Origin of the sequence: Edwardsiella sp. EA181011 (assembly GCF_000800725.1) — a bacterium.
In the GTDB taxonomy this organism is placed as follows: Bacteria; Pseudomonadota; Gammaproteobacteria; order Enterobacterales; family Enterobacteriaceae; genus Edwardsiella; species Edwardsiella anguillarum.
Window position 1 is genome coordinate 1,114,944 of the sequence record NZ_CP011364.1, and the last position, 12,423, is coordinate 1,127,366.

At 62.1% G+C, this 12,423-nt stretch carries 10 protein-coding genes; 8 read left to right on the forward strand and 2 right to left on the reverse strand.

Annotation, left to right across the window (positions count from 1 at the left end; genetic code table 11):
- Positions 1 to 118: 118 nt before the first annotated feature.
- The 4 genes from glpA (at position 119) to QY76_RS05055 (ending at position 4,923) form a co-directional block, all read left to right on the forward strand.
- Positions 119 to 1,768, forward strand: coding sequence for an anaerobic glycerol-3-phosphate dehydrogenase subunit A (gene glpA, locus QY76_RS05040; protein WP_034164792.1), 1,650 nt, complete (start codon positions 119 to 121; stop codon positions 1,766 to 1,768).
- Entirely contained in the window at positions 1,758 to 3,020 is a 1,263-nt protein-coding gene (gene glpB, locus QY76_RS05045; protein WP_045427160.1) for a glycerol-3-phosphate dehydrogenase subunit GlpB, read from the forward strand. Before glpA ends, glpB begins: the two co-directional genes overlap by 11 nt.
- Positions 3,020 to 4,219 carry an anaerobic glycerol-3-phosphate dehydrogenase subunit GlpC gene (gene glpC, locus QY76_RS05050; protein ID WP_045427164.1) on the forward strand — a complete coding sequence of 400 codons (1,200 nt, stop codon included), beginning with the start codon at positions 3,020 to 3,022 and terminating at the stop codon, positions 4,217 to 4,219. Before glpB ends, glpC begins: the two co-directional genes overlap by 1 nt.
- A 221-nt stretch (positions 4,220 to 4,440) precedes the next feature.
- Complete coding sequence (locus tag QY76_RS05055; RefSeq protein ID WP_034164787.1) at positions 4,441 to 4,923, forward strand: YhcH/YjgK/YiaL family protein; 483 nt, start codon at positions 4,441 to 4,443, stop codon at positions 4,921 to 4,923.
- 60 nt (positions 4,924 to 4,983) lie between these two features.
- On the opposite strand, the gene argF is transcribed toward QY76_RS05055, so the two are convergent.
- On the reverse strand, positions 4,984 to 5,985 hold the full coding sequence (argF, locus tag QY76_RS05060; RefSeq protein WP_034164786.1) for an ornithine carbamoyltransferase: 1,002 nt from the start codon (positions 5,983 to 5,985) through the stop codon (positions 4,984 to 4,986).
- A gap of 172 nt (positions 5,986 to 6,157) precedes the next feature.
- Between argF and rraB the strand changes: the two genes are divergently transcribed.
- Positions 6,158 to 6,589 (forward strand): ribonuclease E inhibitor RraB, encoded by a 432-nt coding sequence (rraB, locus tag QY76_RS05065; protein WP_034164785.1) that lies wholly within the window; start codon positions 6,158 to 6,160, stop codon positions 6,587 to 6,589.
- A 124-nt stretch (positions 6,590 to 6,713) separates the two neighbouring features.
- Here the strand turns inward: rraB and QY76_RS05070 are convergent, their stop codons facing one another.
- Positions 6,714 to 8,162: a sigma-54-dependent Fis family transcriptional regulator gene (locus QY76_RS05070; protein WP_034164783.1), complete on the reverse strand. Its 1,449-nt coding sequence runs from the start codon at positions 8,160 to 8,162 to the stop codon at positions 6,714 to 6,716.
- Between the two features lie 216 nt (positions 8,163 to 8,378).
- Here QY76_RS05070 and QY76_RS05075 point away from each other — a divergent pair, with 216 nt between their 5' ends.
- The 3 genes from QY76_RS05075 to QY76_RS05085 are packed head-to-tail and all read left to right on the forward strand — an operon-like array spanning position 8,379 to position 12,358.
- The gene (locus tag QY76_RS05075; protein ID WP_034164782.1) at positions 8,379 to 9,776 is read left to right on the forward strand and encodes an alanine racemase; all 1,398 of its coding nucleotides are present in this window, start codon (positions 8,379 to 8,381) and stop codon (positions 9,774 to 9,776) included.
- A 55-nt stretch (positions 9,777 to 9,831) separates the two neighbouring features.
- Positions 9,832 to 11,253: an APC family permease gene (locus tag QY76_RS05080; RefSeq protein ID WP_049648765.1), complete on the forward strand. Its 1,422-nt coding sequence runs from the start codon at positions 9,832 to 9,834 to the stop codon at positions 11,251 to 11,253.
- Between the two features lies 1 nt (position 11,254).
- Positions 11,255 to 12,358 (forward strand): alanine/ornithine racemase family PLP-dependent enzyme, encoded by a 1,104-nt coding sequence (locus tag QY76_RS05085; RefSeq protein WP_034164780.1) that lies wholly within the window; start codon positions 11,255 to 11,257, stop codon positions 12,356 to 12,358.
- Positions 12,359 to 12,423 lie beyond the last annotated feature (65 nt).

Below are 12,423 nucleotides of genomic sequence, written 5' to 3' on the forward strand. Positions count from 1 at the left end.
GAGCTTTTGTGGCCTGATTATTTTCGTTTTGTGCGCGTATTTGCTCCTTATCAAACATTTCATCATCGTAATATGGCCTACTAGCGTCATTACTACTCATTTGGCTTGGGAGCCACTCATGTTACAGAGCCCCGCATCACAGGAAACTGACGTCGTCATTATCGGCGGCGGCGCCACCGGCGCCGGCATCGCCCGTGACTGCGCGCGTCGCGGCCTGCGTTGCATTCTGCTGGAGCGCCACGACATCGCCACCGGTGCGACCGGCCGTAACCATGGTTTGCTGCACAGCGGCGCCCGTTATGCGGTGACCGACGGTGAGTCCGCGCGCGAATGTATTGAAGAGAACCGTATTCTTAAGCGCATCGCCCGCCACTGCGTCGAGCGCACCGACGGACTATTTATCACGCTACCGGAAGACGATTTGGCCTATCAGCCGCACTTTATTGAGGCCTGCCGCGCCGCGGGTATCGATGCCGAAGCCATCGAACCGGCCGAGGCGCTGCGTCTGGAGCCTGCCGCCAACCCGAATCTGCTGGGCGCGGTGCGCGTGCCGGACGGCACCGTCGATCCTTTCCGCCTGACGGCAGCCAACATGTTAGATGCGCGTGAGCACGGCGCCCAGGCGTTGACCTACCATGAGGTGTGCGGGCTGCTGCGCCAGGGCGATCGGGTGACCGGCGTGCGCGTTATCGACCATAAATCGCGCCAGCGCTACGACATTCACGCACAGATCGTGGTGAACGCCGCCGGGATCTGGGGGCAGCACATCGCCGAGTATGCCGATCTGCGTATCAAGATGTTCCCGGCCAAGGGGGCGCTGCTGATCCTGGGCCACCGTATCAACAACATGGTGATCAACCGCTGCCGCAAGCCGGCGGATGCCGATATTCTAGTACCGGGCGATACCATTTCGCTGATCGGTACCACCTCGACCCACGTCGATTACGATCAGATAGACAACATGATCGTCACGCCGCAGGAGGTGGATATCCTGATCCGTGAAGGAGAGAAGCTGGCGCCCAAGCTGGCGGCGACCCGCATTCTGCGCGCCTACGCCGGGGTGCGTCCGCTGGTGGCCAGCGACGACGATCCGAGCGGGCGTAACGTCAGCCGTGGTATCGTGCTGCTGGATCACGCGGTGCGCGACGGGCTGGAGGGCTTTATTACCATTACCGGCGGCAAGCTGATGACCTATCGCCTGATGGCCGAATGGGCCACCGATAAGGTCTGTGAAAAGCTGGGTGTCACCACCCCCTGCACCACCGCCAGCGAGCCGCTGCCCGGCTCTGAGCAGTCGGCTGAAGAGACGCTGCGCAAGGTGATTTCTCTGCCGGCGCCGATCCGTGGCTCGGCGGTTTACCGCCACGGCGATCGCGCCGATCGCCTGCTGAACGGCGATCGCCTCAATAGCAGCCTGGTGTGCGAATGCGAGGCGGTGACCGCCGGCGAGGTGCGCTATGCGGTGGATTCGCTGACGGTGAATAACCTGGTGGATCTGCGCCGTCGCACCCGCGTGGGGATGGGCACCTGTCAGGGCGAGCTGTGCGCCTGCCGTGCGGCCGGATTGCTGAACCGATTTAAGATCACCACGCCGCAGCAGTCTATCGATCAGCTGTCCCACTTCCTGAACGAACGCTGGAAGGGGATCCGCCCGATCGCCTGGGGCGATGCACTGCGCGAAAGCGAATTTACCAGTTGGGTTTACCAAGGGCTGTGCGGGATGGACGCCGCGCTGCCGCAGCGCGGGGAGAGCGACGATGAAATTTGATACCCTGATGATCGGCGGCGGCCTGGCCGGACTGGCCTGCGGCATCCGCCTGGCCGAGGCCGGGCAACGCTGCGCTATCGTCAGCGCCGGGCAGAGTGCGCTGCACTTCTCCTCCGGCTCCTTTGATCTGCTGTCGCGCCTGCCGGACGGTACGCCGGTTACCGCGCCGCGTGCGGCGATTGACGAGCTGCAGCGCCAGGCGCCGCAGCACCCCTATAGCCTGATGGGCGCCGAGCGGTTTTCCCGCTACGCCGTTGAGGCCGAGCGCCTGCTGGAGCGCAGCGGACTGGCGCTGGTGGGCGACCATCAGCGTAACCACCTGCGAGTCACCCCCCTGGGCACCCGCCGTCTGACCTGGCTGAGCCCGGATGAGGTGCCGGTGAGCGATGCGGACGCCGCGCTGCCGTGGCGGCGTATCCTGGTGGCCGGCATTGAAGGGTTTCTCGATTTTCAGCCGCAGCTGGTGGCCAGCTCTCTGCAGGAGCAGGGGGCCGAGTGCGAGGTGGTCGAGCTGACGCTGCCGGCGCTGGATCGTCTGCGCGGCAACCCCAGCGAGTTCCGCGCGGTCAACATCGCCCGGGTGCTCGACGTGGCGGAGAACCGCCGCCTGCTGGCCGAGGAGCTGAACCGTCATGGGGCGCAGGCGGATGCCATCCTGATGCCCGCCTGCGTCGGCGTGGACTGCGACGATGCGCTGGCGCAGCTGCGCGCGGCGGTCGCCCGTCCGCTGATGCTGCTGCCGACCCTGCCGCCGTCGGTGCTGGGGATCCATATTCACCAGCGGCTGCGCCGCCGTTTTCAGGCGCTGGGCGGCCTGATCATGCCGGGGGATACGGTGCTGCGTGCGGAGTATGAGAATAACCGGGTGGCTCGTGTGTACACCCGCAATCACGGCGATATTCCGCTGCGTCCGCGTCATGTGGTGTTGGCCAGCGGCAGCTTCTTCAGCAACGGGCTACGCGCCGACTTCGGCGGCGTGCGTGAGCCGGTGTTCGGTCTGGACGTCATCTCGGCCGCCGATCGCAGCGACTGGTGCAGCGAGTCGATGTTCGCGCCGCAGCCGTACCTGCAGTTCGGGGTGCGCGGCGACGCCGAGCAGCGCGCCGCCGTCAACGGCGCCGTCGTCAATAACCTGTATGCCGCCGGCGCCGTGCTGGGCGGCTATGATCCGATCCATCAGGGCTGCGGCGCCGGGGTTTCCCTGCTCACCGCCCTGCACGCCGCGCAACAGATTCTGGCGGAGGACGCGTAATGAGCCTGCCTGCTGATAACAGCTTTGAACAATGTATCAAGTGCACCGTGTGCACCACCTATTGTCCGGTCGCCAAGGTGAATCCGGCCTATCCCGGCCCAAAACAGGCGGGCCCGGACGGGGAGCGTCTGCGCCTGAAGGATCCGCAGCTGTACGATGAGGCGCTGAAGTACTGCACCAACTGCAAGCGCTGCGAGGTGGCCTGTCCGTCCGACGTAAAGATCGGCGACATCATTCTGCGCGCCAAGAATCAGTACGGTAACCATAAGCCCAAGCTGCGCGACGCCATCCTCAGCCATACCGATCTGATGGGCACCCTCTCAACGCCGTTTGCGCCGCTGATCAACGCCACCACCGGCCTGAAGCCGGTGCGTCAGCTGCTGGATAAGGCGCTGAAGATCGACCATCGCCGCGAGCTGCCCAAGTACTCCCATGGCACCTTCCGCAGCTGGATGCGCAAGCAGAGCGCGGAGCAGGCGCGCTTTAGTGAGCAGGTGGCGTTCTTCCACGGCTGCTACGTGAACTACAACCATCCACAGCTGGGCAAGGATCTGGTGCGGGTGTTTAACGCCATGGATATCGGGATCCAGCTGCTGTCACGTGAGAAGTGCTGCGGCGTGCCGCTGGTGGCCAACGGCTTTATCGATCAGGCCAAGAAACAGGCGCGGGTGAACGCCGACTCCCTGAGCGAGGCGGTGCTGGAGAAGGGGCTGCCGGTGGTGGCGACCTCCTCGAGCTGCACCTTCATGCTGCGCGACGAGTACCCGCACGTGCTGGATATCGATACCACGCCGGTGCGCGATCGGGTCGAGCTGGCGACCCGTCATCTCTACCGTCTGCTCGACGGCGGACGCACGCTGCCCCTGAAGCCGCTGAACCTGAAGATCGCCTACCATACGCCGTGTCATATGGAGCGGATGGGCTGGGCGCCCTATACCCTGGCGTTGCTGCAGATGATTCCGGGCGTAGAGCTTATCATTCTGGACTCCCAGTGCTGCGGTATCGCCGGGACCTACGGTTTCAAGAAGGAGAACTATGAGACCGCACAGGGCATCGGCGCCGGGTTGTTCCGCCAGATCGACGCCAGCGGCGTGGATCTGGTGGTCACCGACTGTGAGACTTGTAAATGGCAGATCGAAATGTCCACCAGTAAGCGCTGCGAACATCCGATCACCCTGCTGGCCCAGGCGCTGGCGTAGCCGGTCGGCGGCCCCGCTGGGTGACGGGGCGTCTCTGTATCATCGAGCTTTTCTTGTTATTACCTCCTGTTAGAGTGAGTGTCCCTGTTTGGTCCCGGCCTGCGCCGGGACCTTTTTTTCTTTCTGACGCCCCTGCCATAAATGTGGCGAACGGCGCAGTTACGCCGTCGTCTCCTGGTTAAAATAAAACGCAGTTTTATAAACAAGGGAATGAATGAGTCATGTTAACCGGTAACGTTCACTATCTGGATCAGATGCCGTATCTGCCGGTCGCGCTGCGCCAGGCGATTGAGTATGTGATGGTCAACTTCAGCGCCGAAACGCCGGCGGGCCGCTATGAAATTGATGCGCAGCGCCAGTTCGTGCTGATCGCCCACGACGATACGGCGCCGGCCGAGACACGCCGCGCCGAATACCACGCTCGCTATCTGGATATCCAGATCGTGCTGGAGGGGCAGGAGGGCATGGGCTTTAGCAATCTGGCACCGGGCGTCGCCGGGGAAGATCTGCTGGCGGAGAAGGATATCGCTTTCCTGCCGGTGGGCGCGGGCGGTCTGCAGGAGAAGCAGCTGGCGCTGTGCGCGGGCGATTTTGTGGTGTTCTATCCCGGCGAGGTGCACAAGCCGCTGTGCGCGCTGGGTGAGCCGGCGCGGGTGCGCAAGGCGGTGATCAAGCTGGATGCGCAGGCGCTCGGCCTGCTGTAGCGGTCACGGCGGCCAGCGGCGGTGGCCGCTGGCTCGTGCGGTCTTTGATGCCGCGCGCCGTTATTCGCCCAGGGTCGCCACCATCACCGCCTTGATGGTATGCAGGCGGTTCTCCGCCTGATCGAAGACGATGCTGTGGGGCGATTCAAACACCTCATCGGTCACCTCAATTCCGCCGTGTAGCCCATACTGTTCGGCCATCTGCTGGCCTACGCCGGTCATCTCGTCGTGGAAGGCGGGCAGGCAGTGCAGGAATTTTACCTGCGGGTTGCCGCTCAGCTGCAGCGTTTGCAGGTTGACCTGATACGGCAGCAGCTGGGTAATGCGCTCTTGCCAGACCGATTTGGGCTCGCCCATGGAGACCCACACATCGGTATACAGGAAGTCGGCGCCCTGTACCCCTTCGGCGACCTCCTCCGTCAGCACCAGCTTCGCCCCGGTCTGCTCTGCCACGGCCTGGCACTGGGCGATCAGCTCGGCCTCCGGCCAGTAGGCCTTGGGCGCGACCAGGCGCAGCTCCATCCCCATCAGCGCGGCGCCCTCCAGCAGTGAGTTGCCCATGTTATTGCGCGCGTCGCCCAGATAGGCCAGCTTCATGGCGGCAAGGGGCTTGGCGCAGTGTTCGCGCATGGTGAGGAAGTCCGCCAGGATCTGCGTGGGGTGAAACTCATCGGTCAGGCCGTTCCACACCGGCACGCCGGCGTAGTGCGCCAGCGTCTCTACCACCTGCTGGCCAAAGCCGCGGTATTGAATGGCGTCATACAGCCTGCCGAGCACCCGCGCGCTATCCTTGATCGACTCTTTATGGCCTATCTGGCTGCCGCTGGGGCCGAGGTAGGTGACATGGGCGCCCTGATCGTAGGCGGCCACCTCAAAGGAGCAGCGGGTACGGGTGGAGTCCTTTTCAAAGATCAGCGCGATGTTTTTGCCCCGCAGACGAGGGCATTCGCACCCCTGTTTTTTGGCCTGCTTCAGTTCGGCAGCCAGATTGAGTAGATATGCAATTTGCTGCGGGGTGAAATCCAGTAACCTCAGGAAGTGCTGCTGATTAAGCTGATCCATATGGGTCATCTCCGTCTGTGGGGGGTTATGCTGCGATGAATTTATATTCACATTATGTGTATTAAAATTCATTTTCAACCCCCGAGCGTGAAATATTGTATTTTCTTGAGTGGTGAGGCGCCGTCGCCTGTGGGAGAATGCGCCAAAGGCTTAGCGATTGAGGATCAGTGAAATGGCAAACCGAGAGCTGCTGGAAGAACAGCGCGAAGAAACCCGCATGATTATTGAGGAGCTGCTGGACGACGGCAGCGATCCGGACGCGCTGTACACCATTGAGCACCACCTGTCGGCGGAGCGCTTTGAGGCGCTGGAGCAGGCTGCCGTGGAGGCGTTCAAGCTGGGTTACGAAGTGACCGATGCCGAGGAGCTGGAGGTTGAAGGGGGCATCCTGCTGATGTGCTGCGACGTGATCAGTGAAGTGGGGCTGAACGCCGAGACCATCGATGCTCAGGTCGAGCAACTGATCGCCCTGGCGGAGAAGCACGGCGTCAGCTACGACGGCTGGGGAACCTATTTTGAAGATCCGGACGGCGAAGAGGGTGACGACGGCGAGGAGTACGACGACGAGGCGATCGACGAGGACGACGACGGTCGTCGCCACTGAGATCGATGTCGATCGCGATCGTGCTGACGGGAGCCTGCGGGCTCCCGTTTTTTTGTCCCGCGCAGGCTCTCCTGCCAGGCAGGGCGCGTCCCGTGCTGCGTCAGCGATGACGCTCCTCTCTGAGTTAGTCTAGGGTATCAATGACCCCCAGATGGATCGCGTATTTGTGCACCTTGTACTGCAGGGTGGTACGCGAGAGCCCCAGGCTGCGCGCCGCCTGGGCGACGCAGCCGTTGCTGTGGTTGAGGGCCTGGACGATCTGGCCGCGCTCATAGCGTGCGATGCGTTGGGCCAGATTGCCCTCTTCCTGGATGGCCGGATACGCGCTGGGCGGCGGCTCGATGGGCGGCGGAGGGCATGCGCCGCGCGACGGAATCATGCTCAGCGCCTCTTCATCGTAGGCGATGCAGTCGAGGGGGCCGTCGTGATCCTGCATGATCATGCTGCGTACGATGGTGTTTTCCAGCATGCGCACGTTGCCGGGCCAGCGCCGACGCAGCAGGGTATCCTGGGCCTCTTTGGCGATGCCGTGGATGCGGTGCACCATGTCGTTGCGGTATTTGGTGAGGAAGTGGTTAGCCAGCAGCAGAATATCGGACGGCCTGGCGGAGAGCGGCGGCAGCGCGAGCATGCCGACGCTTAGGCGATAGAACAGATCGGCCCGCAGTCTCCCCTGGTCTATCAGGGCGGCAGGCGCCTCGTTCATCGCCGCCACAATGCGTACGTCCGACTGTTTCTGCTGGCTGCCGCCCAGCTTCCAGTAGGTTTTATCCTGGAGAAAGCGCAATAGCTTGCTCTGCATCTCCAGCGGCATGGCGTTGAGCTCATCCAGGAACAGGGTGCCGCCGTCGGCCAGCTCCAGATACCCCTTGCTGTTCTCCGCGCCGGTAAAGGCGCCTTTGACGGTGCCGAACAGCGTACTCTCGATCAGGGTCGGCGGCAGGGCGCCGCAGTTCAGGGCGATAAAGGGGCGCTCCGCCCGCGGGCTGCTGCGGTGGATCAGGCGGGAAAACAGTTCCTTACCGGTTCCTGTCTCGCCGACGATGATCACCGGCACGTTGCTCTGCGCCAGGCGTTTCCCTTTATCGATCAGCGCCAGCGTCGCCGGATCCTGGGTAATGATGGCATGGCTGTCCTCGTCGGCCGCGGCGTACAGACGCTGGTTCAGCTCGACGACCTGCTCCTGCAGACGGCGTACGCCCGACATATCGCGGCCAATTTCGATGGCGCCCACCATGCTGCCGTCGCGGGCGTACAGCGGCGCCGTCGTATGCTGATAGTCGACCGCCCGCCCGCGGGCGTTGTAGTACACCTGGTAGTTCCCCACGTATTCAACGCCGCTTTTCAGCGAGCACAGCATGGTGCTTTGGCTCTCCTTCATCCGTGGGTAGACGGCCAGTATGTGGCGCCCCAGAGCACACTCTGCGCTGCAGCCGTCCAGCTCCGCGCTTTCCTGGTTGTAGTACACGTAGCGGCCCTGCTCGTCGATGATGGCGAGGGGCTGATGAATCAGATCGAAGAATCGCGCAAACATGCTGAGTGCGCTGCGGAGATCCGGGTTGACTGGCGGCATGGTGCATTTTCCTTGGGTTGACTGCCGGGCGCCTGGGGACGTAGCGCCGAATTTTCGGCGCTACGACGAAAAACAGACCGACCGACCAATGTTTGGCAATGCGATTTTATTTTATCTACTTGATTTTTAATGATTTAAAAGCTGGCACGTGCATTGCTATAGAGTTGCTATCGATACGATATCAATCAATATTATCCACAGCAATCAGAGGTTTTTATGTCAGATAACGTTATTAAAAACTATAACCAGTTGCGTCATAACGTAATTGAACACGATCGTCGCTTCAGCGCCCGCGGCGGCAAGCTGTGCTTTGAGGGACAGGATGTCACCGCGCTGGCGAAGAAGTATGGCACCCCCTTCTACGTATTCTCCGAGGCGGAGATCGTGCGCAATATCCGTGAGATCGAGCAGGCCTTTTCCGCCCATCCGAACACCAAAACCTTCTTCGCCTCCAAAACCTGCTCCGTGATGGGGGTGCTGCAGGCGATCCGCGACGCCGGGATCTGCGCCGAGGCCAACTCGCAGTATGAGGTACGCAAGTGTCTGGAGGTTGGCTTTCGCGGCGATCAGATCGTGTTTAACGGGGTGGTGAAAAAGCCTGAGGATCTGGAGTACGCCATCGCCAACGATCTGTACCTGATCAACGTCGACAGCTTGTATGAGCTGGACCATATCGATGCGATCTCCCGCCGCCTGAAGAAGACCGCCAACGTGTGCGTGCGCGTCGAGCCGAACGTGCCGTCCGCTACCCACGCCGAGCTGGTCACCGCATTCCACGCCAAGTCGGGGCTGGATCTAGAGCAGGCCGAAGAGACCTGCCGCCGTATCCTGGCGATGCCCTACGTACACCTGCGCGGCCTGCACATGCACGTGGGCGATCAGGTGCCGGAGGCGGAGCCGTTTGCCAAAGCGACCCGCGTGCTGGTGGACGAATCCCGCCGTCTGGAGCAGGTGCTGGGGATCAGGTTCGATCTGATCAACGTCGGCGGCGGCATTCCGGTGCCATATAAGTACGATGAAGAGAACGGCGATCCGCTCAAGGACAACATGTACGCCGGGATCACTGCGCAGGACTTTGCCGATGCCGTCATCAGCGAGGTGCACAAGTGGCGCACCGACGTGCAGATCTGTATCGAGCCGGGGCGCAAGGTGACCGGCTCGGCGGCCATCCTGCTGACGGAGGTGGCCTGCGAGAAGCGCAAGACCAACTACGATGTGGACGGTAACGTGGAGTGCCACGTGGAGTGGAAGTTTGTCGACGCCGGCTACAGCGTCCTTTCCGACAGCCAGCACTTTGACTGGTTCTTCTATGTCTATAACGCCTCGCGCATCACCGAGGCGCACGATCGCTACATCAAGCTGGCGGGCCCGCTGTGCGACGGCGGCGACTACTTCCACGTCGGCGTGAAGGGCGAGGAGTTCCTGATGCCGCACGATACGGCGATCGGCGATGTCGTCGCCTTCCTGGACGCCGGCGCCTACTCGATTGAAAGCCAGACGGTCTATAACAACCGTCCGCGCACCGCCGTGGTGATGATCGATCGTCAGGGCAATGATCGCCTGATCCGCCGTGAGGACAGCTACGAAGACATGGTTAAGTACGACATTTATTAATCTGCATGGGGGGCCGCGGCTCCCCGTTTCTGTTTCTCTGGCTCTGGAGATGTCCATGAGTACTCAAGACACCAGTAAGCTCGGCATCAAAGACATTGTTTTTATGAATGTCATTGCCATTCTGAGTCTGCGGCAGATCCCCAACGTCGCCCCCTATGGCGCCTCGGCCATGCTGCTGTGGGTGATCGCCGCATTTTGCCTGTTTTTCCCGTTAGCCATGGTCTGCGGCGAGCTGTCGACCGGCTGGCCGAAGGACGGCGGTATTTTCGTCTGGATCAAGGAGGCCTTTGGTAAACGCATCGCCTGGATTGTCGTGGTCTGTTTCCTGTTCTCCTGCGTGCTGTTTTTCCCCCTGATGCTGCAGTTTGGCTTCACGGCCCTCGGCTATATGTTCAGCGCTTCGCTGGCGGAGAATAAGATCTTCATCGGCGTCGGATCGATGGTGATTTTCTGGCTGCTGACCCTGATGAATATCCGCGGTATGCAGTGGACCAAGATCATCAACAGCATCAGCGCCTGGTGCGGGGTCTTTATCCCGTCGGCGATCCTGATCCTGCTGGCGATCGTCTGGCTGGCGACCGGCCACCCGATGCAGACCGACTACGCTACGCCCGCCAACTGGGTGCCGGATCTGAGCCACTGGGATACCATCGTCTTCCTCTCCAGCATGATGTTCGCCTTTGCCGGTCTGGAGGTGGCGCCGATGATCGCCGGGCGCACCCGCAACCCGCAGCGTGACTTCCCGCGCGCCATGGCGTTTTCTGCCGCGGTGATCGTCGGCATCTACATGGTGGGCACCTGGGCGCTGAATACCCTGCTGCCGGCCGGACAGACCGATATCGTCGCCGGCGTGATGCAGGCCATGCGCTCCGCCGCCAATACCCTGCATATGCCGTGGCTGCTGCCGGTCATGGCCATCTGTATGTTCTTTGGCGCCCTGGGGCAAATCAACTCCTGGCTGGTTGGACCCATCTACATGCTGCAGGAGGCCTCGCGTGAGGATAACCTGCTGGGCGAGCGCATCGGGCGTCTGCACCCCAAATACCAGACGCCGGCGTTTGCCTTAGTCTGGCAGGCCATCATCGTGACGGTGCTGTGCTTCTCGACCTTTGTTTCGCCGAGCGTCGCCGCCGCCTACTGGATGCTGACCGCGCTGACGACCATCACCTACTTTATCCCCTATCTGGTTATGTTCCCGGCCTTCTACCGCCTGCGTATCACCCAGCCGGATACCCCGCGCAGCTTCCGTATTCCGGGACGCGTCCTGCCGATCGTGCTGCCGGCGCTGGGCTTTATCTCTATCGCCTTTGCCGTATGCCTGCTGTTCATTCCGCCGTCACAGATCGACATGGGCGGCTATATGCAGTACGCCGGCAAGATTATTGGCGGCGCCGTGCTGGCCGTGATCGTGGCGGAGCTGATTTATCACCGCGCGCAGCGCCGCAATGCGAAGTTACTGAGTGAAGGAGCAAAATAAGATGTATATGCCAACGCTAGAGATAGATCTGCGCAAGCTGCGCGACAATGCCCGGACCGAGCTGGCGCTGCTGGCGGAGCAGGGGATCGAGGTCATGGCGGTCAACAAGGTGTTTGACGGCTGCCCGGAGACCGCCCGCGCCGTCGTGGAGGGGGGGATCAGCGTGGTCGCCGAGTCGCGCACCTACAACCTGAAGAAGATCCGCGCAACCGGCTGCACCACCTGCCTGCTGCGCAGCCCCTGTCTGAGCGAGATCGAAGAGGTCGTACGCTACGCCGATATCAGCTTAAACAGCGAGCCCGCGGTGCTGCGGGCCCTCTCCGCCGAGGCGCTGCGTCAGGACAAGGTGCATCAGGTGCTGCTGATGGTGGATATGGGCGATCTGCGCGAGGGGATCTGGTTTGAGCACTATGCGCAGATCCTGGAGACGGTGCGCCTGATCGCGTCGCTGCCTGGGCTGGCGCTGTACGGGCTGGGCACCAACTTCAACTGCTATGGCACGGTGCTGCCGACGGTGGAAAACGGCGAGCGCTTCCAGGCCATCGCCCGGCGTCTGGAGAGCGACTGCGGCATCACCGTTCGCCGCCTGTCGGCCGGCAACTGCACCAGCGTCCATCTGCTGGATAAGGGCATCTGGCCGCAGGGGCTGAACCACCTGCGCATCGGCGGGCTGCATGAGTTCGGCATCGAATATGTCGACATGAAGTATCTGGAGGCGTTTCACCACTCGACCAAACCGGTGGATCGCGCCTGCTCGGATATGTATCTGCTGCACGCCGAGATCATCGAGCTGAACAGCAAGCCGACGGTGCCGGTCGGCGAGCTGGGGGTCGATGCCTTCCTACAGCACAAGACCTTTGTCGATAAGGGCACCCGCCGCCGCGCGCTGCTGGCCTTTGGCCGCCAGGATGTGCCGGCGGAAAACTGCACGCCCTGCAACGACGCCATCACGCTGCTGGGGCAGACCAGCGACCATACGCTGGTGGATATCGAGGACTGCGATGAGGCGCTGAAGGTCGGCGATAGCATCAGCTTCGAGCTGGACTATACCGGGCTGCTGATGGCCTGCCAGACCCATGGTGTGCAACGCCGTTTTAAGGGATGATCCCGAGGCCATAAACGTGCGCCGGCGTACCCGCGCCGGCGCGCAGAATGCACCTTACATAGGGG